Genomic DNA, 24,785 nt, shown 5'->3' on the forward strand with positions numbered 1-24,785 from the left:
CGGAAACCACGCCGCTGCGGATGCATTGGCCGGAAGCAGGAGCCCGGAGGTCAGATGTCCCGGCGTTTGAGCAGCACGGCGGCCAGCAGGACGGGAACCACCACCCAGGCGCCCAGGACCAGTCCGGCCTGCCACGCCTCGAGGGTGTCCGGAACGTGCTGCACAGCCGTCAGCGGCTCAACGGTGTTGCCGGGCAGGTACTTCCGGGCTTCCTTGAAGAAGTCCCCGGGGATGAGCTGGAAGGCAAGAGGTGCCACGAAGAAGATGCCCACCAGGCTCATGATGCCACCGGCGGAGTTCCGCAGCAGCGTGCCCAGGGCCATGCCGATGGCGGCGACGGCGGCCACGTAGATGCTGTTGACCAGGAGGAGCTTCACCGACTGGGAGCTGGCCAGGTCGAGTTTCAGGCCGTAGTTGTCCAGGATGGGCACAGCAACCAGCCCGGCCACCCAGGTGGACACGGCGGTGACCACGAACGACGTCACCATCACCACCACCAGCTTGGCGGCAAATGCGGGGATCCGCTTGGGTACGGCTGCGAAGGTGGACCGGGCCATGCCCGTAGTGAACTCGGAACTCATCAGGAGCACACCCAGGGACCCGAGGATCAGTTGCGCGAAGGCGATACCGGAGGTGGGGGCGCTGATGGCAAGGTCTCCGCCCTGGGATGCCATCCTCGAGGCCGCCTGCGGATCACGGGTGGCGGCATTCGTGAACTGTCCTGTCCCCCACGCCGACAGCGCACCGAATCCCACCATGACCACCGCCGTGGAGGCGAGCAGGATCAGGGTGGAGAGCAAGCTGCGGAATTTGATGATCTCCGAGTTGAGGACCCGGAAGAAGGTGGGACCGGGAAGGGACCTTCCGGCGTTGCGGGAGGCTGGTCCGGCGGGGGACGGTGCCGGTTCGCGGGAGGACGTTGACTCAGTGGTTGTGGAACTCATTACTTGCTGACCTCCACAGTGGGCAGGGAGTGGTATTCGACGTCGTCCTTGGTCAGTTCCATGTATGCCTCCTCAAGGCTGGCAACAAGGGGGGTGAGTTCATAGACCATGACCTGGTTTTCCAGGGCGGTCGCGGCGATTGCTTTGGGTTCCAGACCCGTTACTTCGAGCAGTTCCCGCTCCGGCACGTCAACGGAGGCACCCCGCGCAGACAGCAGCTGATGGAGCCGGTCAGGTTGGTCGGTACGGACGCGGACCCGTGACTGGCCCTTGCCGGTGATGATGTCCTTGATGGGTGCGTCGGCAATCACCCGGCCGCGGCCAATGACTATCAGGTGGTCCGCAGTCTGCGCCATCTCGCTCATCAGGTGGCTCGAAAGAAACACTGTGCGCCCCTGCCCGGCCAGGTACCGCACCAGGTTCCGCACCCACACCACCCCCTCGGGGTCCAGGCCGTTGACCGGTTCGTCCAGGATGAGGGTCTGCGGGTCCCCCAGCAGGGCAGCGGCGATACCCAGCCGCTGGCCCATGCCCAGTGAAAAGCCGCCGGCCTTCTTGCGGGCCACGGCCTCCAGCCCGGTCATCTCGATCACCTCATGCACCCGCGTTTTGGGGATGCTGTGCGTGGCCGCCATGGCCAGCAGGTGGTTGTAGGCGCTGCGGCTGGTGTGCACCGCTTTGGCGTCGAGGAGGGCACCCACCTGCCGCAGTGGCGCCTTGTGCCGGACGTATGGCAGGCCGTTGACCGTAACAGATCCGGATGTGGGCCGGTCCAATCCCATGATCATGCGCATGGTGGTGGACTTTCCTGCCCCGTTGGGGCCCAGAAAGCCGGTGACTTGCCCTGCCTTAACGGTGAAACTGACACCGGCCACGGCGGTTTTGGCACCATAGACCTTGGTCAGCCCGTTTGCCTCGATCATGATTCATCCTTCGGACGGCAGCACGCGGCTGCGGACGGTTTTCGCTGGGTGTTCTTGCCCCACGCTACCGGGGTGCGGGCAGCGTTTTGCCTCGTATCAGGGATGATTCAGGGGAGAATCAGGGTCCTCCCCGCGCCCGCTCCCCTCAGGAGCGCGGTGAGTAGTACGTCAGCGCCTTCGGCCGGACCTTGTAGGCCACGCTTCGGACTCCGGCCAGGGCCTCTCCGTCCACGGCCAGCGCCATGGGGGCACCGTCGGCGTCGATCCTGACCCCCGTGGCCTCCCGGAGATGCGTGATCCGGGAGCTTGCCACGGTGCCCGTGAGCACGGACCAGAGCAGGCGCAGCCTTGCAAAGGACTCATCGGCGGTGATCAGCCGGACATCCAGCACACCGTCGTCCATGACGGGCCGGATCAGGGGCGCATGGTCGCGCGGGTAGTACCGGCCCCTCCCCAGGTAGGCAATCCACACTTTGTGCCGCTTCCCGTCCACGGTGAGAGTGGTGGGCGTACCCGCGGCGAAGGTCCGGAACATGGCAACGACGCCGGCCAGCGGTTTTCCGAGCGCGGGCTGCAGGTGCTCGCGCCGTCGGACAAAGTTCGGGTAGAGGCCGATGCTCGACGTGTTCAGCATTGCCACCTCGGATACCTCCGGGTTCCCGGCCAGGCCCCGCTCTGCGGTCACCACTCCGATGTCTGCGAGTGCGGCCTCACCGTTGCTTGCCGCCCGCACGGCATCCTTCAGGCTGCCCGTCCCCGCGTCCCGGGCAAAGTGGTTCAAGGTCCCACCGGGGAGGACCAGCAGGGGCAAAGAACGGTCGACGGCGGCAGCGGCCGCCGTGCCCACGGTCCCGTCTCCGCCCCACACACCCAGGGCGCGGGTACCAGGGTAATCAGCAGTAGCGGCGATCCGCTCCACCAGGTCCTCGTCAGGCTGCACGGTATTTATATGAGCTTTGGGAAATACTTCCTGCAAAGCCTCGGCGGTCTCTTCTTTGAAGGAGCCGCCAAGGGTGTTGACCACGATGCTGAGGCCTTCACCACCAGGCAGTTCGGGGGCACTGGTCCAAGCCCGGTTGGTCTGCGGGATGGGCGGGCGGACCGGCCACCAGTGGCGGGTCACCAAGGCAGCGCCGGCACCGAGGGCGGAGCCGAACAGAACATCGGAGGGCCAGTGCGCCCCAGTGTGCACCCTTGAATAGGCCACACCTAAGGCAGCCGGTGCCAATGCGGTGCCCAGGGCGGGGCGGACCAAACCCACTCCCACTGCGAACGCCACGGCGGATGCGGAATGGCCGGACGGCATGGAAGAACTGGTGGGCTGCGGATGCACGAAGCGGAAGACCGGCAGATGTTCAGGGAGCGGACGGGTCCGGGGGAGCAGCGTCTTGAACACCACGTTGGTCACCGCCGAGGCTACCCCCTGGGCAATCAGGCCATGCAGCGCAGCCCTCCTCGTCTTGCCCGGGAAGAGCGCCATGACAGCCGCCGTGCCAATCCAGAGTTTGCCTTGGTTGGCGGCAGCGGAAAGCCGCCGGAAGAAGACGTCGTGGTTACCGCCCGGCAGGTCTGAAACATGCCTCAAGAGGTATTTATCGAGCCGGCTGATCCAGGTCCGGCCCCGTGGCCTGCTGATTTGCATGTGATCACCCTAACCCCAAGGGCTACTCGTGCTTGGAGGACTCCTGCACGCTGTCCTGATCGGTGTCCTGCGCGGCGGTCGCCTGCTCCACCTGTAAGGGCCTGGCAGCTCCGGCGAGCAGGAGAGCAACCAGGATGGGGGCCATGATCGCCAGCAGCGCCGTGTGGATCCCCGTCAGGTCCCCCAGATAGCCCAGCAGCGGCGGTCCAGCCAGGAACGAGATATACCCCAAAGTTGATACAACGGAGACGCGGGCGGCTGAGTGTTGCGGGTCGTCGGACGCGGCGGACATTCCCATCGGGAAGGCGAGGGCGGCGCCCACGCCCCACAGCGCGGCACCAATCCCCGCCAGCCAGATGTTGGATGCCAGCACGAAGAGCCCCAGCCCTGCGGCGGCCGCTGCCATGCTGGCGCGCAGCACGGCGACGCGTCCGTACTTGTCAATGACACGGCCACCGAGGAATCGCATAGCGGTCATGGCCAGCACGAACAGGGCGAACATAAGGGCACCGGTGGACTCTGAGGTGGCAAGTCCGTCAACCGATGCCTTGGCAATCCAGTCGTTTCCGGCACCCTCCGTGAGCGTGGCGCCCAGGACCACCACGCCGATCAGCAGCGTCCTGCTGTCCCGCCAGGCGGACTGCCCCTTGGCAGGCTTCGGGGCCCCCTCCACGGTGGCTGTAACCAGGTGGGGGAGGAAATAGCGTGGGACCACCAGGGCCACCACAACCACCACGGCGGCGATCACCAGAAGATGCAGCGGAAGGTCCACGCCCAGGGTGGACAGCCCCGCGCCGACGAGGGCACCTATGAACGCGCCGCCGCTGAAGGCCGCGTGGAACTGCGGCATGATGGTCCGGCGGAGCTTGTGCTCCACGTCGGCCCCTTCAATATTCTGCGCCACGTCCCACAGCCCAATGCCGATGCCAAAGAAGAACAGGGACACCGCCGTTCCGGGAATGGAAACAGCCGAAAGCGACATCGCGATACCCACGCCTGCCGCCGCGGCCAGCAGGCCGGCAAAACGCACGGTGTTGGCCGTACCGATCCTGCCCACCACCAGTCCCGCGGTGGGCAGCGCAAGCAGCGAGCCGATGGCCGTGCACAGCAGCAGGGTGCCCATTTGGCCGGATGTGATCTGCAGCGTCTGGGTGACTGCGGGAATCCTGGCTGCCCAACTGGCAAAGACAAGCCCGTTGATGCCGAAGACCACAAACGTGGCCGCGGCGGCGGCTTTCAATCCTGCGTGCTCTTCCATGCCGGTGCTGGTGCTCATACGCTCACTACTTCCACAGAGTATTTTTCGAGTTCGGCCTTATCCTGCGCACCGAACTGCCTGTCCGTGACGATGATGTCCACGCGGTCCAGCCCGGCCACGAGCACCCGTGCGTGGGCCTGCCACTTTGCCGCTGAGGCGGCTACCACCACCCGTGCAGCTGATTCCAGGCCTGCTTTCTTGACTGCTGCATCTTCCAGGTCGTGGGCCAGCAGGCCGTCGTTGGGATGCACTGCGCACGGAGTAATCACTGCGGTATCAAAGCGGAGGGACCGGATATTGGACTCGGCCAGGGGTCCACGGAAACAAAGTTCTCCGGGCACCACGCTCCCGCCCGGCAGCAACAGTGCAGGCCGGGAGCCTGCACTTCCCCCACCTGCAGTTGCCGCATTGAGGGCCTGCAGGGACATGGGCATCAGGGTCAGCGCCCTGCCTGACACGGCCCGCGCCACCTCCGTCGCCGTGCTTCCGCTGTCCAGCCAGACGTGCTCCCGTTCGGCCAGCAGGCCTGCCACCGCAGCCCCTATACGGGTCTTGGCATCCCGGTCCTCCAGCTCACGCTGCCCGTAGCCGGGATTTTGCCCCTGCCCGATCAGGCTCCTGGCACCGCCGTGGAACCTGCGGAGGACGCCGTGGCCTGAGAGGATCTCAAGGTCGCGCCGGATGGTGGCGCCCGAGGCACCGCACGCCTGCATCAGCTGTTCGACGCTCGCTTCCGACTGCTGCCGAAGGATTTCGGCAATTGTGCGGTGCCGTTCATCGGTCTTCATGAGCAAATGCTAACAGTCTCTGATCACTTGATCACTGCAAAAGAGCAACTCTCCAGTTCCTCTATCAGTTGCGGCTGCCAAACCACGGGTGAAACAGCGATATCTGATGGAGCAACGTCTCAGCGGACGCGGTCCACCCTTTGCTCATCCCACACGGGCTCGGCGGACTCGTAGACTTTTCCGTCGGATCCGAAAACCAGGAACCGGTCGAAGGTCCGGGCGAACCAGCGGTCGTGGGTGACAGCCAGGACGGTCCCCTCGAAGTGGTCAATGGCGCGTTCCAGGGCCTCGGCCGAATGCAGGTCCAGGTTGTCCGTGGGCTCGTCCAGCAGGAGCAGGGTGGCACCGCTGAGCTGCAGGAGCAGGATCTGGAACCGTGCCTGCTGGCCGCCGGAGAGGGACTCGTACTTCTGCTCCGACTGCCCCGCCAGGCCGTAGCCGTCCAGCGCGCCGGCGGCGGCCTCACGGCCCAGCCCGGAACGGTGCTCGTCGCCGCGGTGCAGGATCTCCAGCAGAGTCTTCCCCAGCAGGTCGGGCCGGACGTGCGTTTGTGCAAAGAAGCCGGGCCGGATACGCGCACCCAGCTTCACCGTCCCTTCATGCGGCACCTCAGCGATCTGCACATCGGAAACCGGCAGGTGCTCCCGTTCGGGGTCAGTGCCACCGGTGGCCAGCAGCCGCAGGAAGTGGGACTTGCCGGAACCGTTGGAGCCCAGGACGCCCACGCGGTCACCGAACCATACTTCAGTGGAAAACGGCTTCATGAGGCCGGTCAGCTCCAGCCGCTCCGCCACGATGGCGCGCTTGGCGGTCCGCCCGCCCTTGAGCCGCATCTGGACGTTCTGCTCGATGGGCAGCGCCTCCGGCGGCCCAATTTCGAGGAACTTCGCCAGCCGGGTCTGGGCAGCGTGGTAGCGGTTGGCCATGTCTGAACGGAACGCGGCCTTGTTCTTGTACATGTTGACGAGTTCCTTGAGCTTGATGTGCTCCTCGTCCCAGCGTTTGCGCAGTTCCTCGAAGCGCGCGTTCCGGTCTGCGCGTGCCTCAACATAGGAGCCGAAGCCGCCGCCGTGGATCCAGGCCGCGGCCCCGTTGATGCCCGGCTCCAAGGTCACGATGCGTCCAGCAGCGTTATTCAACAGTTCGCGGTCGTGGCTGATGAAGAAGACCGTCTTCCTGGACTCGTTCAGTTTTTCCTCGAGCCAGCGCTTCCCGGGGACGTCCAGGTAGTTGTCCGGCTCGTCCAGGAGCAGGAGATCGTCCGGGCCGGCAAACAGCGCCTCCAGTACCAGCCGTTTCTGCTCACCACCGGAAAGGGTCGACGCCGGGCGGTGCTGCGCGCGGTCAAAGGGCAGTCCCAGCGCGGCCATACAGACCTCGTCCCAGACAGTTTCGACGTCGTAGCCGCCCGCGTCCCCCCAGTCCACGATGGCCTGGGCGTACCGCATCTGGGTGGGTTCGTCGTCGTGCTCCATCATGGCCAGCTCCGCCTCATCAACCTCGCGCGCAGCCGCCGCCAGCGCCGGGGGAGCGGCGGAGACCAGGAGGTCCCGGACCGTGGAACCGTCCCGCACCTGGCCCACGAACTGTCGCATGATGCCCATGGTCCCGGAACGGCCCACCACGCCCTCGTCCGGAACCAGGTCTCCCGCGATGATTCGGAACAGCGTGGTCTTGCCGGTGCCGTTGGGCCCGATCAGGGCGGTCTTGGTGCCGTCCGGGACCTTGAAGGTGACCCCGTTCAGGAGCTGGGTGCCGTCGGAGAGGAAGTAGTCGATGCCGGAAACGTCAATATGGGCCACACCGTCAATCCTCCCACGCCGCTCCCTAGCCGGCGGCGGTGAGGAACTGCTTCAGCAGCGGGCCGGAGGTGGTGGCACCCAGGCCGCCGTCCTCCACGAAGACGGACACTGCCAGGTCGCCATGCACGGCCACGATCCACGCGTGGGTCTTCGGCGGGTTCTCGGTGCCGAATTCGGCGGTTCCCGTCTTGGCCCCCACCGGGGCACCGGGGACGCTGGAGAGGAATCCTGCGTGTCCGGAGGTGACGACGGCGCGCATCATGTCTGCGAGCGATGCCGCCTCCGCTGCAGTGATGGGCTTGTCCGAGGCCGTGGACGGCGCCTCGGCCGTGGCTGTGGCCGTCGGTTCTGCTGCCGGGGCGGTGGACCCTGCTGTCGTTCCTGCGGCGGGAGCACCGGCGTCGGCGTTGAGGACCAGCTGCGCCGAGACCGGGGCGCCCTTGGCGACGGACCCGGCCATGATTGCCGCCGCCAGCGGGGACAGCAGCACCTTTCCCTGTCCGATCATGGAGGCCGCGTGCTCGGTGCCCTGGGCCTGGCCGGGTACGGAACCCAGGAAGGCTTCAGCACCAAGCTTCGGCGCTTCCACCGCAACACCCATGGACGTGGCGGCGGCTTCAAGCTGGCCCTGTGACACCGAGTCCCGCTGCGAGATGAAGGCCGTGTTGCAGGAGTGTGCAAAGGCGTCCCGCAGCGTTACCGCGCCCAGGGAGGTCTCGGGGTAGCCCTCGGAGTTCTTGAACGTGCGGCCGTCCACCGTAAGGGTGGGAGTGCACTGGACGGTGGAATCGGGCGTCATCCCGTTGCGGAACATGGCGAGCGAGTCCACCATTTTGAAAATGGAGCCCGGCGCGTACTGTCCCAGCATGGCGGTGTTGTAGCCGTTGCTGCCCGGTCCGGATGCAGCTGCCAGGACTGCGCCGGTGGAGGGACGCAGGGCAACGATCGCCGACGCCGGTTTCACGCCCTCCAGGGTGCTTTCCGCCAGGGTCTGCAGCCGCGGATCGAGGGTGGTTTTCAGCGGGGTTCCGGGCTTGGGGTCCACTTGGAAGAGGACGCGGCGGGGGTCGGTGCCGGCGGACTGGATTTGTTCGCGGGTCAGGTCGGCCCGCTGTGCACGGATGACGACAGCGTCCGAGCCGCGGAGCTGTTCATCGTACTGCTGCTGGAGACCGCCGACGCCGGTCACGTCACCTGCCACAAGGGCACCGTTGGATGCCTCGATCTGCTCTGCGGATGCTTCACCCACCGACCCAAGAACGGCACGGGCGAACGTCCGGCTCGGCGCCAGCGGAATCGACGCCGGTATCCCCCGGGCACCCGGAATGGCCTGGATCTGCTGGTCGGAGATGGTCCGGCCTTCTTCCCGCAGGGTGATCGCGGAAACGAAGGCCTGTTCACCGGCAGCCTTGACCTGCTGTACGTAGGCGGCAGGATCCACTCCCACCAGTGCGGCCAGCTTGCCGGCGGAATCGGCCGGGTCCGCGCCACCGAGCTGGGGCTTGTCGATCCCCACGTTCACCACGGGACGGTAGGTGACCAGCGGGACGTCCCCGGCACCAAGGATGTCCGCGCGTTTGTGCGACTGGGAGCCCTTGGTCACGATCTCGCTGTCCGCCAGGCCGGGTGCCAGCATGGCCGGGTCCCAGACAGTGAGCCACTTGTCGCCGGACTTCTTGAAGTTTGCCGCGATGGTGTACTTCCACTCGGCGTCGCCAAACTTCCACGTGTAATTCAGTGGGGCGGATGCTTTGTCGCCGTCGAGCGTAAGCCCGCCTGCCTGGACCTGCGGCTTTTGCGGATCCAGGGCCGCGAAGACCTGGTGGAGCTGGTCGTTGGCTGCCGCAGCATCCTTGCCCTCAAAGGCCACAGATCCCACATCCAGCGCCGAGACCGCGCCGGCCAGTTGTTGCGCGGCGGCTTCCGCCCCGGACTTCCCGTCGTCGCAGGCCACCAGCGAGGTTCCGAGAATGAGCGCAGCTACGGCAAGCGAAAGTTTTGTTGATTTCCCCATCGCGCCATTATCCCCCGGGCCGGCCGCCGGCTGCGCAACTGTGTAAGCAGCGGACGGCCCAACCACGCGCCGGCCATGCCTGGAACCTAGGCGATGCCAAGGTCAGGGACCGGCAGCTTGAAGACATCCTTGAGGGCCTGCCTTGCCGCATGCATGCCCGGCATGCCTGTCACCCCCGGCCCCGGTGGGGTTGACGACGAGCAGAGGTAGACGCCCAGCAGCGGCGTCCGCCACGGGACGGGGGATATCACAGGCTTCTGGATAAGCCCCCGGACGTCCATGACGCCGGCACTGAAGTCGCCCCCGATGTAGTTGCGGTTGTACTCGGCCAGCTCCGCAGCGGTGATGACATGTGATTCCACCACCAGGTCGCGGAAGCCCGGAGCGAACCGTTCCAGCTGGGCCACAATTTGGTTGGTCATGTCCTTTGTGGAGCCCGAGGGAACATGGCAGTAGGTCCAGAGGGTGTGCCTGCCGGCGGGTGCCCGGCTCGGGTCGAAACGGGAGGGTTGGGCCACGAGCACGTAGGGCCGTTCAGGGTGGCGTCCTGCGCTGACCTCATTTTCCGAACGCGCCAGTTCGGCCCGTGTGCCGCCCACGTGGACGGTACCGGATTCGGAAAGTCCGTCGGCCTGCCATGGCACCGGCCCGGACAGGATGAAATCCACCTTGCAGGAGCCGTTGCCGTAGCGGAAGCGGTCCAGTGCCCGCCGGAAGTGGCCCGGAAGTGATTCCCCTGCCATGTCCAGGAGTCCGCGCGGCGCCACATCCAGCAGGGTGGCCCGGGCCGCCGGAAGCTGCTCGAGCCGGTCTATCGGTGTTCCGGTGTGAATCACGCCGCCATGGGCGCGGATGTCATCAGCCAGTGCTGCCGCGATTGATGCCGAGCCGCCGCGGGGGATGGGCCATCCGCCCGCATGCCCCAGGGCGCCCAGCATGAGCCCGGCCCCGGACGCGGCCAGGGACGGCAGGTGTGAGATGGCGTGGGCCGCCACCCCGCTGAGCAGGGCCGGGGCAAGTTCTTCCCGGAACCGGAGGTTCCACAGGCCGGTTCCCTGTTCCAGGGTCCGCAGCCCGTAGATGCCGGCCACGAGCGGGTTCCGGGGGATCCGGAGGAGCTGGTTCTGGGTGAAGTCCATGACGTCAGCGACATGGCGGACCAGCGGTTCCATCAGCCGCCGGTACGCCGGGCCGTCCTGCCCCAGGGCTTCCGCGGTCTTGTCCAGGGACTTGTAGGCCAATGCAGCACGGCCACCCTCCAGCGGGGACCCGAAGGAGACGTCCGGGGTTATCAGGTCAACCCTCCGGGACAGCTCGAAGGCGCGGAAAAAGGGGGATGCAACGGCCATGGGATGCACCGCGGAGCAGACGTCATGGAGGTGGCCGGGCTGCATCAACTCGGTGGTCCGCGTGCCGCCGCCGATCGTCGATGCTGCCTCGAAGACCTCCACCGACAGCCCGGCACGTGCCATGACCGCTGCCGCCGAGAGCCCATTGGGCCCGGAACCTACTACCGCAACATCAACCATGGGACCTTCTTTCAAAGTGAGGGTGAAGCTTTGGAAGGGAGGGGCGAAGCGGCGCGGCGCCGGATGCGCCAGCGGAACCGGTCCGGTGCGTCCGCGAAGGGCCCGCCGTGCGGGTCATCGAGGTGGTGCCTTCGGATGGGGTCGTATGCGGGGTTGTAGATGTCCCAGGTGACGCGCGCCATGAGGTACGCCACCGCGGCCATGTGCGCGGCAACGGCGAGGACGTAGTACGGCATGTCCAGGTTGTGTTGCGAGGAACCTGCGCTGGTCACCTGTCCAAGGTACATCCAGATCGCGGCCCAATGCAGGGCTTCGATGCCCTGCCACACCAGGAAGTCGCGCCAGCGCGGCCGGGCCAGGGCCAGGAGCGGGATCAACCACACCACGTATTGCGGCGAATAGACCTTGCTGGTGAGGATGAAGGCCCCGACGATCAGGAATGCCAGCTGGGCCAGGCGGGGACGGCGGGGCGCGGTCAGGGCAACGGCGGCAATCCCGGCACAGGCCAGCACAAAGAACCCGGCAGACAGGATGCTGACGCCTTCGGCGCCCAGACCGGACCAGCCCAGCCTGCCCGCCACCAGGTTGTAGGCGAACCATGCCGAGCTGTAGCCGGCGCCCCGGTCGGCACTGTACTGGAAGAAATAGGCCCAGCCGGAAGGGTTCATCAGCGCGAACGGCAGATTAACCAGCACCCACGTGGCCGCTGCACTGGCGCCGGTTACCAGCAACGGTCGCCACCTGCCCGACCGGACGGCGAGCAGCAGGATGGCTCCGAGTACCAGCACCGGATACAGCTTGGTGGCGGTGGCCAGCCCGATCAGCACCCCTGCAAGGACAAGCCGCTTCCGGGCAAAGAGGTACATGCCCATGGCAAGCAGGCAGGCGGCCCAAAGATCCCAGTTGATGGTGCCGGCCAGCACGATCCCCGGGGCCACGGCCACCATGGCCGCGTCCCAGGGCCGCCTGCCTGGCATGCGGGCAACCACCACCACGGTGACCATGGCCACTGCCGCCAGCAGCACGGCGTTGATGTCGAAGTAGGCAAGGGCCATGGTTTTGGGGTCTCCGCCCGGCACCAACCAGGCCGTAACCCCTGCGATGAGTCCTATGAGCACCGGGTATTCGAACTGGCTGCCGCTGCCCAGGATGGGGAACATCCCCGCTGCCATGCCGCGGTTCCGGAACAGCTCCGGGAAGTCCGAGTAGCAGGTGGCGTAGAACTGTGTGGGCGTCTCCCAGCCGTTGGCCCTGCAGTATCCCTTCAACAGGATTCCCACCAAGGCTGCCAGCGCCGTGAGGACAATCAGCACCCGTTCAACGGTGAAGATGCCGGGGGAGACCACACCGGGCGCTGTCCTGGTCCCCAGCGGGCCACCGAGCACCTCCGTGAAATTCCGCAACACGTCATCACTGCGGCTGGGCACCACGATGCGGGGCCGTCGTTCATCCTCCGGCGGCTGGGTCTCGTGCATGGCATCGAGCTTACCGCCGGCCCCGTCCCAGGAGATCAGTGTCCGGCAGGATCGGGGCCGGCCGTCAGCGCAGGCCGCCCAGCTGCTGGTGCATGAGCACGAAAACATCGTTCCGGTGCTGCTCCAGCAGGGCGCTGTTGAAGGAACTGCGGCGCTGCAGGGGGCGGGACAGGAGTCCCATGATCATTCGCATCAAGGGAACCACCTCCTTTCGTTGATCATTAGGTGCAAAAGGGCACGGCGAATTAGCGCTGTTTTTGTGCGCGGGAAAGTGCAGTAAAAAGGGTGCATAAATTCCACCAGGGAATTAATCGGAATCGCACAAGAAAGCGCAATTCCAGGGGTGCCTGACTATGGCGAAGCTGAAGTGAGACCACAAAGCCGGATGCAAAATTCTCCGAGCAGGGACTATTCGAAGAAAGAGCGGGGGCTATGCCAAAAGCTTTTCCGGGAAGTCAGCGAAGAAGCGCAGCATTCCGGGCAGGCCGAGAGCCAGGGCCGAAGCCTTGGAAGGAGTCCTGGCGGGTGAGCGGATGCAGGTGCCGGTTAGCGGCGCCGCAGCAAGCCCGCGAGGGCGGCTGGGCGGCGGGAACCGGAGTAGACCGGAGCTATGCGTGCGTCATCAGCAAAGGCCGGGAACGCATTGATGGGGGCATTCCATTCGCCAGTCAAAGTCATCATTATCCCAACCTCCTTTTCTGCTGTCCGCTGCGTGGGTTGCGTTGCGGTCTGGGACCCGGGCAGATCACCGTGGGGTCAGGAATAAAGTTACCCCAGGAATCAGCGAAAGGCCAGCAATTCCCGTAAAAAGGTAAGAAGTTTATTCAAAAAGAAGATTTAGAGGCCCCAGCGCACAATAGCGGGCGTCTTTTTATCCCATCCCAGGGTGCAGACCTTGGCGGTGCCCAGGACAAAGTGCCGGCCTTCCGTGGGTGGCAATTCCAGCCAACGGGCGGTGAGGATCCGGGAGAAATGGCCGTGTGCCACGATCAGCACGTTGTCCATCCCGGATTCCAGGATCCGTCCAATGATCTTGTCCGCCCGCGCGGCCACCTCGTCCAGCGTTTCACCGTTGGGCACGCCGTGTGTCCAGATCAGGTAATCGGGGTTGTCCTTGCGGATCAGGTCCGAGCTGATGCCCTCGTAGTCGCCGTAGTTCCATTCCACGGCGAGCGGCTCGTGCCGGGCGTCAGGGAATCCGGCCAGTTCGGCCGTCCGCCGTGCGCGCCGCAGCGGAGAGGTGAGCACCAGGTCGAAGTCGACGCCGTCCAGCACCTTGCGGGCCTCCACGGCCTGCTGCTCGCCTTCCACTGTCAGGGGAAGGTCGGTCAGGCCCGTGTACTGCCCGCTCTTTGACCATTCGGTCTCACCGTGGCGAAGGATCCAGAGCTGGGGGCGCGGGGCAAAGGCGGAATTAGTCACTTGGGCTCCTCAACGGGTGAACGTTCGACGACGGCGGAAGAGGCTTCTGCCCCCGGTCCGGCAGGTGCAGATTCAGGCTGTTCGGCCCACCAGCGGAGCAGGCGCGCCTCCGCTTCCTCGGTGGGCAGCGGTCCGTGTTCCATCCGCTCGTTGAGGAGGAACTTGTAGGCGCGGCCCACCACGGGGCCCGGCTTGAGCCCCAGCAGCGCCATGATCGCGGCTCCGTCCAGGTCTGGGCGCACCGCATCCAGGGACTCCTGTTCGCGGAGTGCGGCGATCCGTTCTTCCAGATCGTCGTAGGCAAAGGACAGCCGGTCGGCCTTGCGCTGGTTGCGGGTGGTGACGTCGGAGCGGGTCAGCCGGTGCAGCCGCTCCAGCAGCGGACCGGCATCGGTCACGTAGCGCCGGACGGCCGAGTCGCTCCAGCCGGCGTCGCCGTAGCCATAGAAGCGCATGTGAAGTTCCACCAGCCGTGCCACGGCCTTGGTGGTGTCATTGTCGAACCGCAGCGCCTTCATCCTCTTGGTGGTGAGCTTGGCACCCACCATGTCGTGGTGGCGGAAGCTCACCGCTCCGCCCGGTTCGAAGCGTCGCGTAGCCGGCTTGCCGACGTCGTGCATTAATGCAGCAAAGCGCAGCACGAAGTCCGGCCCGGGCACGGGGCCCTCCGCATCGGTTTCAAGCCGGGCCGCCTGCTCCAGGACCTGGAGGGAATGCTGGTAGACGTCCTTGTGCCGGTGGTGCTCGTCGGATTCGAGGCGGAGGGCGGAAACCTCCGGCAACACGTGCTCGGCCAACCCGGTGTCCACCAGCAGGTCGATGCCTGTCCGCGGCCGCGCCCCACACACCATCTTGACCAGCTCGTCGCGCACCCGTTCGGCGGAAATGATCTTGATCCGGTCCGCCATGTTGGCCATGGCCTCACGGACGTCGTCCCGGACGGAGACCCCCAGCTGCGCGGCGAACCGGGCGGCCCGCATCATCCGCAGAGGGTCATCGGAGAAGGACGCCTCCGGAGAACCGGGCGTGGCCAGCAGGGAAGCGTGCAGGTCGCGTACGCCACCGAAGGGATCCACCAATTCCATGGAAGGCAGCTTCAGCGCCATGGCATTGATGGTGAAGTCGCGGCGCAGCAGATCATCCGTCAGGGAGGAACCGAACGCCACCACGGGCTTGCGGGACTCGGGATCGTAGGCCTCCGCACGATAGGTGGTGATCTCGATCTGGAAACCGGCCTTGCGCATGCCGATGGTGCCGAAGGCCTTGCCGATCTCCCAGAAATTGTCAGCCCATTTCTTGATCAGGGCTACGGTCTGGTCGGGTGTGGCGTCGGTGGTGAAGTCCAGGTCGGGGGAGGTCCGGCCAAGGAACAGATCACGCACGGGACCACCCACAAGGGACAACTCGTGGCCGGCGTCCACGAAGCGCTGCCCGAGCTCCAGGACCACCGGATCCACCTTGAAGTCGACGGTGTGGGTATCAATCTTGTGATGTGCGTGCGACATAGTTCCTTAAGCTTGGCAGAAACCAGCGCGGCGGCAGTCCAAAAAAGCGTCACGATCCGCGCTGATTCGCCTTCCCCGCCAAAAAGTACGTCATATCCCGTCCATCTTCGTGTCATGTTCCGGTCATCACAGGAGGGCAACAGTCGTTAGAGTGGACTCCATGGCCCATCCAGTACCGAGCGCTCCAGGCAGGAGGACAAACGCACCGTTGCCGTCGGCAATCGGGGCGCACGTTGCCCCTGCCCAGCAATCGGCGCCGGCGTCCTTGCCCACGGTGGAGGAAGTCTCCGCCGGCGGCGTCGTGGTGGACACGTCCGACGCCGAACTGAGGGTGGCGATCATCGCCCGCCTTAACCGGGGTGGCCGGCTCGAGTGGTGCCTGCCCAAGGGCCATCCGGAGGGCAAGGAAAACAACGAAGAGGCCGCGGTCCGGGAAATTGCCGAGGAAACCGGCATCGAGGGCATCATCCTGGCCCCCCTGGGCAGCATCGACTATTGGTTCACCGTCAGCGGACACCGGGTGCACAAGACCGTGCACCACTACCTCCTGCGCGCCACCGGCGGCGAGCTCACCATCGAGAACGATCCGGACCAGGAAGCCGTGGACGTCGCCTGGGTGCCCATCCAGGAACTGGCCCGGAAGCTGTCCTTTCCCAACGAACGCCGCATCGCCGACCTCGCCCGCGAAGTCCTGCCGGGACACCTCTAAGCCCGGACGCCGCCGTCGTCATTGCGGTGTTAAGTGCCTGCGGGTGAGACGATGAAGTCGATGTCAGCTACCAACTTTCCTTCCGACCGGTCCGGCCGGCCCGATGATTCGGCACCCGACGGCGTGCCCCCCGAGCCAGCTGCGCCGGACATCGACCAGCCCGCAGCAGCGGGAGCCAGCGAGACGCGTTCCAGCGCCATCATGGCTGCGGGCACGCTGGTGTCGCGTTTCCTGGGCTTCGGCAAGACCTGGATGCTGGGAACAGCCCTGGGCCTTGGCTCAACGGTCAATGACACGTTCATCAACGCCAACAACCTGCCCAACCTGATTTTCCTGCTGGTGGCCGGCGGCGTGTTCAATGCGGTGCTGGTTCCGCAGATCATCAAGGCGAGCAAGGCTCCGGACAGGGGAGCGGATTACATCAGCCGGCTGCTGACGCTGGCTGTCCTGCTCCTGTTCGGCCTGACGGCACTGGTCACCCTGGCGGCCCCGGGGGTCATTGAGCTGACCACCCAGGGCTACTCGCCGCAGCAGAAGGCACTGGCGGTCGCGTTCGCCTTCTGGTGCCTGCCGCAGATCTTCTTTTATGGCCTCTACGCCCTGCTCACCCAGGTCCTGAACGCCAATGGCGCGTTCGGACCTGCCATGTGGGCGCCTATCCTGAACAACCTGGTGTCGATCGCAGGGTTGGGCATGTTCATTTGGATCTTCGGCACGAACAAGGTCAGCCCCCACACCCTGGACAACTGGGGGCCCACCCAGACGCTCCTGGTGGCCGGGTTCTCCACTATCGGCGTGCTGTCCCAGACCGCCATCCTGCTGGTTCCAGTTTTCCGGTTGAAGCTGGGTCTCCGTCCCCGGTTCGGGTGGCGGGGCGTGGGACTGGGCCACGCTGCCCGGCTGAGCGTCTGGACCCTCCTGACGGCCGCCGTCGGGCAGCTCGCCTTCCTGTACGTCATGCGCATCGCCACCATCCCCGGCGCCGAACGCATCCGGCTGCAGGAGGCGGGGGACCCGTCCGCCTCCACCCTTCCCGGCAATGCCGTGCTCGAGGTTGCCAGCCAGCTGTACCTGCTGCCGCACTCAATCATCGCGCTGTCCCTGGCCACTGTCCTCTTTAACCGGATGACCAGGGCGTCGCAGGACGGCAACCGCGCGGAACTGCGCGACGCCCTCTCGCACGGCCTGCGGACTATGGCCGTGGCCACTGTTTTCGGTGCCCTGGCACTGTTCGCCCTGGCCGGTCCGCTGGGCATGTTTTTCTCCGGCGGCCTGCGCCAGGACGGCGTCATGCTGGCCCAGACGCTCACCATCCTGGCCCTCAGCACGCCGTTCATGAGCGCCAACTTCATGATGTCCCGCGTCTTCTACGCCAACGAGGACGCCCGCACGCCTTTCTACGTGCAGCTGCTTCTCGCAGTCGTGTACGTGGCCGGTGCGTTCGTCATCCAGTTCCTGCCGGTGGGACAGATCATCTATGCCATTGCCGTCCTGTACATGGTGGGCAACATCCTCTCGGTGGTCATCAGCGCGTTCTTCCTGCGGCGCATGCTGGGCAGCCTCGACGGGCCGCGGATTGCCAACTCGTACATCCGGATGGGGTACGCAGCCCTGGGTTCGGCCATTGCCGGCGCCGGCGCCCTGTGGCTGATGGGCAGCTACAACCCGGACGGTTTCGCGTGGAGCGGGCGCCTCCAAGCGCTGGTGACGGTAGCCATCGCAGGGCCGGTCATGCTGGCCGTCTACTTCCTGCTGCTGCGGCTGTTCCGCGTCTCGGAGCTGAGCGACATGCTCCGGCCCCTGCTGGGACGGCTTGGCCGCGGCGGCCAGGCCCCTGCGCCGGAAGCCGGGGACGCGCCGTCGTCCGCTCCTGCCGAAGGTTCCTCCGGGCACCGTCCTGAACGGGCCACCACCTCCGTGGACACCGGCCTCATCCCCCGGATTTCCGGCGAGTTCGATGCCGTCTCCTTCCGTGCGGGCCCCGATCCGGAGCGGGGTTCCCGCCGCCAGGAAACGTACGACGGCGGCAGCCAGCAAGGTGCCGAGGGCGGCTACCTGCCGGTCGAGGACCAGCCAAGCACGGCTCGGGGCGGCCTGCTCAGCGAACGGATCCCGCTCCCCGGCCGCCGGACCTACCAGGGGAAAACCGGCGAAAACCCGTATTTCAGCAGCCGGCGCAAGCGCAAAAAGTAACGCGAATGTGCCCCGGAGCCCGTCTTCTCCGCGGCCGTCCGGGGCAGATCAGCTAGGATCGAACAGGTACAGGGGTAGTTGCATTCAGGGTTGGCCGTGCGCGGCGCCTGAACGGCGGTTGCGTCATAGAGGCCGGCAATCCCGGACAGTCTAGGAGGAACACGTGTCCAACCCGATCGATGTCGGATCAGTACTGGGCGGCCGCTACAAGGTCACCGCCACAGTGTTGGCCTCGCATGACCACGATCTGGTGCTGGACGGTGTGGACCAGGTCCTCAACCGCCCGGTCAGCATCCTGGTTGCCGGACCGGAAAACACCGAACAGGTTGCCCAGAGCGCCCGCGAAGTGGCCACCGGCGAACGCCCTGGCACCGTGCAGGTCCTGGACCTTGGCGTGACCGAGGACACCACCTACCTCATCACCAACCACACGTCCGCTGCCGACCTGCTGGATCTGGTGGTTACCTCGAATCCGCCCTACGTTGAGCCCTTCTTTACGGACACCCTGGGCAGTGAAATCTTTGGCCAGCCCCGGTCCCACGAGCCTGAGCCGTACGACGAGGAAGACCACGTCGAGGCCGGGTACATCAATTACGCCGATTCGCACCCCAGCCAGGTTGATCCCTACCGTTCCGGTCCCGCTGTACCGCCCCGGCCTTCCGTTCGCCCCGCAGCACAGCAACCTGGTCCGCAGCAGGCTGGCTCTCAGCAGCCTGCCTCTCAGCCGCCTGCCTCGAACGGCCACCGCGGTGCCGGAGCTGCTGCGGGTGCAGCCGCCGGTGTTGCTGGTGCTGCCGCTGCTTCCGGTGCCGCAGCATCAAAGACGGGGTTGGGAGCCTCCCGGGTCGACCCGGATGCCACCGCCGCCCAGCCGGTAACCAATCGTGCTCCTTCTCCGTCTGAACGTGCTGGTTCCGCGGAGACAGACACGGGCCCGAACGATACGGCGGCCGTCGGCAGCACCCAGGCCCACCCTGCCGCGGAGCAGCGCAAGCCAAAGGTTTCCCTGTGGTCCGACGACGACTACACACACGCGGGGGACCAGGACCGCTACGAGGACACCGACGAAGCACAGCAGGAGCCGCGGCCGGTCAAGAGCAAATCTGCCCTGTTCGCCCGCGCGGCAGCACCCGCTTCCGCGGGAGTCTCCTTCGCTGACCGGGACGACTACGACGATGACCGGGATGAATCCCAGAACCAGCCCCGTTCCATGCGTTGGCTGGTTGGGGGTTTGCTGGCCGTGGTTCTGATTGCTGGCCTGATTTTTGCCGTCACCAACCTGGGCAGCCTATTCACCTCCGAACCACAGGCCCAGCCAACGGCCGCACCGGCAGCGAGCACCACTGCACCGCAGGCATCCGCGCCGGCAACGCAGGCAGCTCCCTCAAAACCACCGGTAGTTCCGCCGGCCATCGAGAGTGTCAGCAGGCAGGGTAACTTCGACTTTGCCGCCACTTTCGACCGCGACTTGATCAAGGCGTACGACGGCAACGCCGCAAGCTACTGGTCCGACATGGAGTTCGCCACGGAGAACTGGGGCGGCCTGGCCCCGCAGGGTGTTCCCCTCGTGGTGAAGCTGAAGAGCCAGTCCACTGTCTCCTCCATCACGCTCTCCCAGCTTGGGGGATCGGGCGGCAACATCAGCATGTACACCAATGACCAGCCCACCACGGACGGTGCCAAGCTGGTTGGGACCAACAGCTTCACGTCCACGGACCTGAACATGCCCCTCCCGGAGCCCGTGCAGGCACAGTATGTCATTGTGTCCATCAACTCACTGCCCAAGCTCGCGGCACCCAAGACCCGTTACGGCTACGGCCTCCGGCTGGCTGAGATCAAGGTCCAGTAGGGCGGGAGCCTGGGCGGCTTTACGACTCCGCATGTTGCTGCCGGGCGCGAACCAGCCTGGCTGGGAATGTAGTCTGGAAAGTGCGCCCTGACTGCAACTATCTCTCATGCTGTCGGGGGTTTGCCTTGCCCAGGCGCTGGAATATTCAGCACGCGGACGCAGTTGTGCCATGTGGCCGGCCTCCACAGGGAGGCGAGTCGAACAAGGAAGAGGTTCACGGTCCAGTGACCATCGAAGAGAAGACGGCGTCGGATGTTCGCGACGTCATCATTGTGGGCTCGGGCCCGGCGGGCTATACGGCGGCCGTCTATACCGCCAGGGCGGACCTCAAGCCACTGTTGTTGGCCGGGTCGGTTACTGCCGGCGGCGAGCTAATGAACACCACGGACGTGGAGAACTATCCTGGTTTCCCCGAGGGAATCATGGGCCCGGACCTGATGGAGAACTTCGAGAAGCAGGCCGCCCGCTTTGGGACGGAGATCCAGTTTGAGGATGTAACCGCGCTGGAGCTGGAGGGGCCGGTCAAGACGGTCACCATCGCCACGGGGGAGACCTTCAAGGCGAAGGCCGTCATCCTCTCCACCGGCTCTGCATACCGGGAGCTGGGACTGCCCAACGAGAAGCGGCTGTCCGGTCATGGTGTTAGCTGGTGTGCAACCTGTGACGGTTTCTTTTTCAAGGATCAGGACATCGCTGTCATCGGCGGTGGTGACTCCGCCATGGAAGAAGCCCTCTTCCTTACGAAGTTTGCGAAATCGGTCACGGTTGTCCACCGTCGCGACACCCTCAAGGCTTCCAAAATCATGGCTGACCGAGCCTTGGAGCACGAAAAGATCAGTTTCATCTGGAACAGCACTGTTGCTGACGTGCTGGGAACCGACAAGGTCACCGGTCTTCGGTTGAAGAATTTGGTGGACGGCACGGAGTCGGAGCTTGCCGTTACAGGTGTCTTCGTGGCGATCGGCAACGACCCGCGAACTGACCTGGTCAAGAACGTCCTCAACCTGACCCCGGAAGGGACCATTGCAGTAGAGGGTCGAAGCTCCAAGACAAGCCTTCCCGGCGTATTTGCGGCCGGCGACGTTGTGGATCCCACCTACCGCCAAGCGATTACCGCTTCTGGTTCCGGGTGTGTCGCAGCAATCGACGTCGAACACTACCTGGCAGACCTGCCGGCTTGATCCGCGCACTGTTATCCGAAGAGAAAGATAGGTTATGAGCAACGCTAAAGATGTAACTGACGCAAGTTTCGGCACTGACGTTTTGTCGGCCGAGAAGCCGGTAATCGTGGATTTCTGGGCGGAATGGTGCGGCCCCTGCCGCAAGCTGGGCCCCATTCTGGATGAGATCTCCGTCGAGTACGGTGAAAAGGTGGACGTCGTCAAGGTAAACGTTGACGACAACCCCGCGATCGCTGCGGAGTACGGAATCACCTCCATTCCTGCCGTTTACCTCTTCCAGGGTGGCCAGGTGAAGAGCACCGTTATCGGAGCAAAGCCGAAGCAGTTTTTCGAGAAGGAGTTTGCTGACGTCCTGTCCTAGGTTGTAGCGCCCATGGTGAACATGGGTTTCCTGTAGGAGTGGCCATCGCCGGGAGGCGGTGGCCACTCTTTTATGTGCAGGACGTTCGGTACCTTTCTGGGTCTTATTTATAGGGTTTCGAGCACCATCCTCATACGCGGCGGTGTTGCCGCCAGCGTTGGTAGCTACCAGGGGTGCCTGTTTCACGGGAAACATCGACTCGCTGGTTGCAATTTCCGGAGCGGTGGTGGGTGCCCCCTGAATCGATCGAGCCAGGCACACCGTATCGCTGTGACTGAGTTTTTCGACTAGCTTTGATGGGCGAACCTGCACGATGCAAGTTTCAGGTCGAGTCGGTGGTATGCAACTGTATGAAAGTATTGAAGCCAAGCATCAGCTGTAACGTTCTCACGTCTTTTGGGCACTACCTGCACTGCCGCGGCCAGGCGTGTTTCACGTGAAACCAGCACGCCACGCCCGTACCGCAGTACGCCGCCAGGGACCTAATGCGGCAACGTAGTCTCGAATACCGCCCTGGGGCGGTCGCAGAGTTGGGGCCAAGAAACGCCCCAAGCGCGATGAGTCGTCAGACCATCGTCCCGCACAAAAGCAGCAGGTGTGAAGCGCGTAATTCTTTCCCCGCCGCTGCACTTGGCATTGTCGGGGTTCGTATTCCTTCGTGCGTTATTCTCGTACCGCGCGCGGTTATGAATATCACCACCCTGGAGCGCCGCGCTGGCTGCGCGCTGGCCTCTTACCGTACAAGGAATCCCCATTACGGCTCTGACTCGTTGACCGTCAGACGGACAACTAGGATCTATAGACCCGCCCTCCTCGTCCGCTGGAACCGCGCCTACGGGAACAGCCTCAGTAGTTCTACGTTCCTCGTCCAACTGTCGACGCGACCTCGCTCGAAAACTGAGAGGCACTAAGTCCAAGCCGCCGCACGATACCTACACACAAGCAAGCCGTTGTGAGCGGCGCGAATGGTAGGCACTCCCTAGCCGGGCGCCCCCACAGCCGAGGCCCTGGCCCTTCACAGGGCACAGATCCGATCCGTTTTGATGTTGATGGAGCCTGCGATGAGGTCGAGCCACGCCGGTCCGGTAGCAAGCGCTTGCGGCGCCATTGCCCACATCAAGGGAGCTGGATCGATAGGCCGGGCGCACATCGCCCACGTGCGTCCTGCCCACAGGAAGACCACGCGACCATAGCGATTACCCTGCAGGGGGAGGAGACCCACCACAGCGGTCGTTCAGCATGGGCGGACGCCCAAGCAGTGCCTGCCGCCGCGACGTGCTTGTTTCACGTGAAACAGGCAGCACCTTCGATGGGCTGTTTCACGTGAAACCGCTTGCGTGGAGGGGCCCGCAGGCGCATGAGTTTCCGGTAGAGACAGTGCTGCTATACATGCAGATTGCCCGTACCCCAGCTCAGCTCTAGATGACTGCTCCGGTCGGCGCTCATGCGGTTCAGAATTTTCCGGCTCACGACCTCAACAGAATATCGGGTAGGGGCTCTACCTTGGGCTCGTTCATGAGATCTCGGTACACACGTATTCGAGGGCAGCAACACGCCTGGCGAAGCATGCCGGCCGCCGCGGCAACTAGCAATTACGGGAGTGTCCGTGATGATCCCAAGGGAGAGGACATGGACTGCGACATCGCCCAACCTATCGGGATTCTTGTCATCCTCGTGGCTAGTCGCCACCTAGGAACGCCCACGGATTACGGGCCGTGTAGGGATCCATGCGAAGTAGATTGAGACACCGAATGAGTGGCGCCAACATGCGCGAGTACACAGCGTCTACTGCAGTCACTAGCGACAGGACGGGGGAGGAGGATGGGGCGAAGGCGGACTACCGCAGCTGGCTTTTTCCCCAGCCTTATCCACAGGGTCGCGGATCACTATCCACAGCGTTGTCCACAGGCTCAGGCGTGCCCATCGCTGGCAGACGTGCGGCTAGCGGAAGCCAGTCCAGTGGATGCCTGCTGCTCAAATACTGCGACTACCAATCTTGAAGCCGTCGGTGCTGTTCGCAAGAACGGCTCCAGCACCCGATAGGTGAGATTTAGCAACTGCTATACGTCTCAGCAGGTACTCCGGCCGCCTGTAGGCCTGACCACGTCCTTTGTTTCACGTGAAACGTTGGAACGTCACGCAAGCAAGATGAAAGCATATAGAAAAGAATTCGTCTGGGCATCGCCTCTTGAGACGCAAGGCGACCTGGAGCGGCCCGATCCACCTGTGAGCCTATCCACAAAGTTATCCACAGCACTATCCACCGCTCATGAGGGCTCGTGCACTCGAGCGTCTTGATAACGAAGAGCCCCTAGGCCTGTACTCATACCTCCAACCCAGGAAGCTCGTGAGTCGACAGACTAGGATGAGTTGGACGTGGGTGCGCGGCTGATGACTTGGAGCCATCCAACGCCCCGACGCGTCGCTAAAGGAGTAGGGAGCCGAGAGTCTTGCTCGACACTAGGGCCCAGAGTTGCCCAAATGCCGGTTGAAGTGCACCCCCTACTTCAGCAAACTAGTGCGTATGGACAGGAAGCCCCGCGATGCCCCGGGATCCACATTGGTGAGGCGATGGCCCACGATCGTATGTACTGGCAGCCCTTCCGAAAGAGGAAGGTTTGAAGTGCACGACCACTCTTCCTCGGGCAGACGCAGGACCTCTGCAACGGTGGCATCGATACCTGCCTCCGGGTGAGCCGAATACGGTATTGTGCCGGACGACCACCGGATAGAGACACCGAACGTATGATCCTGAGGAACATGGTGGCCATCTAGCACTACACGAAACTCCTAAACAGTGCGATCGCAAGAGACGGTCTGCTGCGCCTCCCGCGGACATCCGGCTCCATCACAAGTGCGGAGAACTATGTCCAAGCCCACGCCGAGATCGGGCAACGCCGCATTGTCATCCCTCGCAGTAGCCGGAGACTTTACCGACGGGGCAGTGAAGGGCCGTGGAAGCGTTTCACGTGAAACAGGCATGGCAGAGTGTCCGTGCCTGGGGGACCGCTTCGTCACCGCCTCAGACCGTGCTTTGAAATTGAAAGGGTAGCCCTTAGCAGGGGTGAACCGGCCCGCGGCCAAGGAGAACAAGTCAACCTTGTAGGGTGCTCCTCATGTTTCACGTGAAACCGATGCGTCAACTGCAGGGCCGGGCAAGCCCACTTCTACTGCAAGCGTTACCCGCATG

At 64.5% G+C, this 24,785-nt stretch carries 18 protein-coding genes; 5 read left to right on the forward strand and 13 right to left on the reverse strand.

Features of this window, described 5'->3' with window-relative positions:
- Positions 1-50: 50 nt before the first annotated feature.
- From ACETK3_RS14695 to ACETK3_RS14755, 13 genes are all read right to left on the reverse strand, one after another.
- Positions 51-944 (reverse strand): ABC transporter permease, encoded by an 894-nt coding sequence (locus ACETK3_RS14695; protein WP_236800365.1) that lies wholly within the window; start codon positions 942-944, stop codon positions 51-53.
- A complete protein-coding gene (locus ACETK3_RS14700) occupies positions 944-1,867 on the reverse strand; it encodes an ABC transporter ATP-binding protein (protein WP_236800366.1) in 924 nt (307 codons plus the stop codon). Before ACETK3_RS14700 ends, ACETK3_RS14695 begins: the two co-directional genes overlap by 1 nt.
- Positions 1,868-2,012: 145 nt before the next feature.
- Positions 2,013-3,509: a bifunctional phosphatase PAP2/diacylglycerol kinase family protein gene (locus tag ACETK3_RS14705; RefSeq protein ID WP_237429314.1), complete on the reverse strand. Its 1,497-nt coding sequence runs from the start codon at positions 3,507-3,509 to the stop codon at positions 2,013-2,015.
- A 22-nt stretch (positions 3,510-3,531) separates the two neighbouring features.
- The gene (locus ACETK3_RS14710; RefSeq protein WP_237429315.1) at positions 3,532-4,785 is read right to left on the reverse strand and encodes an MFS transporter; all 1,254 of its coding nucleotides are present in this window, start codon (positions 4,783-4,785) and stop codon (positions 3,532-3,534) included.
- Positions 4,782-5,555, reverse strand: coding sequence for a DeoR/GlpR family DNA-binding transcription regulator (locus ACETK3_RS14715; protein ID WP_306968340.1), 774 nt, complete (start codon positions 5,553-5,555; stop codon positions 4,782-4,784). Before ACETK3_RS14715 ends, ACETK3_RS14710 begins: the two co-directional genes overlap by 4 nt.
- Positions 5,556-5,674: 119 nt before the next feature.
- Positions 5,675-7,357: an ABC-F family ATP-binding cassette domain-containing protein gene (locus ACETK3_RS14720; RefSeq protein ID WP_237429317.1), complete on the reverse strand. Its 1,683-nt coding sequence runs from the start codon at positions 7,355-7,357 to the stop codon at positions 5,675-5,677.
- A 25-nt stretch (positions 7,358-7,382) separates the two neighbouring features.
- On the reverse strand, positions 7,383-9,371 hold the full coding sequence (locus ACETK3_RS14725) for a penicillin-binding transpeptidase domain-containing protein (protein WP_373993121.1): 1,989 nt from the start codon (positions 9,369-9,371) through the stop codon (positions 7,383-7,385).
- Positions 9,372-9,457: 86 nt separating this feature from the next.
- Entirely contained in the window at positions 9,458-10,900 is a 1,443-nt protein-coding gene (locus ACETK3_RS14730) for an NAD(P)/FAD-dependent oxidoreductase (protein WP_236800372.1), read from the reverse strand.
- Between the two features lie 11 nt (positions 10,901-10,911).
- Positions 10,912-12,375 (reverse strand): glycosyltransferase family 87 protein, encoded by a 1,464-nt coding sequence (locus ACETK3_RS14735; protein ID WP_236800373.1) that lies wholly within the window; start codon positions 12,373-12,375, stop codon positions 10,912-10,914.
- A gap of 64 nt (positions 12,376-12,439) precedes the next feature.
- Positions 12,440-12,568, reverse strand: a complete 129-nt coding sequence (locus tag ACETK3_RS14740; RefSeq protein WP_272910815.1) for a hypothetical protein — start codon at positions 12,566-12,568, stop codon at positions 12,440-12,442.
- Between the two features lie 353 nt (positions 12,569-12,921).
- Positions 12,922-13,056, reverse strand: coding sequence for a hypothetical protein (locus ACETK3_RS14745; protein ID WP_272912533.1), 135 nt, complete (start codon positions 13,054-13,056; stop codon positions 12,922-12,924).
- Positions 13,057-13,212: 156 nt separating this feature from the next.
- On the reverse strand, positions 13,213-13,797 hold the full coding sequence (locus tag ACETK3_RS14750; protein ID WP_236800374.1) for a histidine phosphatase family protein: 585 nt from the start codon (positions 13,795-13,797) through the stop codon (positions 13,213-13,215).
- Entirely contained in the window at positions 13,794-15,302 is a 1,509-nt protein-coding gene (locus tag ACETK3_RS14755) for a CCA tRNA nucleotidyltransferase (RefSeq protein ID WP_236800375.1), read from the reverse strand. The genes ACETK3_RS14750 and ACETK3_RS14755 overlap by 4 nt, the downstream gene beginning before the upstream one ends.
- A 160-nt stretch (positions 15,303-15,462) precedes the next feature.
- On the opposite strand from ACETK3_RS14755, the gene ACETK3_RS14760 reads away from it, so the two are divergent.
- From ACETK3_RS14760 to trxA, 5 genes are all read left to right on the forward strand, one after another.
- A complete protein-coding gene (locus ACETK3_RS14760; protein WP_236800376.1) occupies positions 15,463-16,011 on the forward strand; it encodes an NUDIX hydrolase in 549 nt (182 codons plus the stop codon).
- A 60-nt stretch (positions 16,012-16,071) separates the two neighbouring features.
- A complete protein-coding gene (murJ, locus tag ACETK3_RS14765) occupies positions 16,072-18,204 on the forward strand; it encodes a murein biosynthesis integral membrane protein MurJ (RefSeq protein ID WP_373993122.1) in 2,133 nt (710 codons plus the stop codon).
- 163 nt (positions 18,205-18,367) lie between these two features.
- A complete protein-coding gene (locus ACETK3_RS14770) occupies positions 18,368-20,053 on the forward strand; it encodes an ABC transporter substrate-binding protein (protein WP_373993123.1) in 1,686 nt (561 codons plus the stop codon).
- Positions 20,054-20,277: 224 nt separating this feature from the next.
- Complete coding sequence (gene trxB, locus ACETK3_RS14775) at positions 20,278-21,234, forward strand: thioredoxin-disulfide reductase (RefSeq protein ID WP_236800379.1); 957 nt, start codon at positions 20,278-20,280, stop codon at positions 21,232-21,234.
- 34 nt (positions 21,235-21,268) lie between these two features.
- The gene (gene trxA, locus ACETK3_RS14780; RefSeq protein WP_236800380.1) at positions 21,269-21,595 is read left to right on the forward strand and encodes a thioredoxin; all 327 of its coding nucleotides are present in this window, start codon (positions 21,269-21,271) and stop codon (positions 21,593-21,595) included.
- The last annotated feature ends 3,190 nt before the right edge of the window (positions 21,596-24,785 follow it).

The organism is Arthrobacter sp. E44 (assembly GCF_041877125.1).
In the GTDB taxonomy this organism is placed as follows: Bacteria; Actinomycetota; Actinomycetes; order Actinomycetales; family Micrococcaceae; genus Arthrobacter.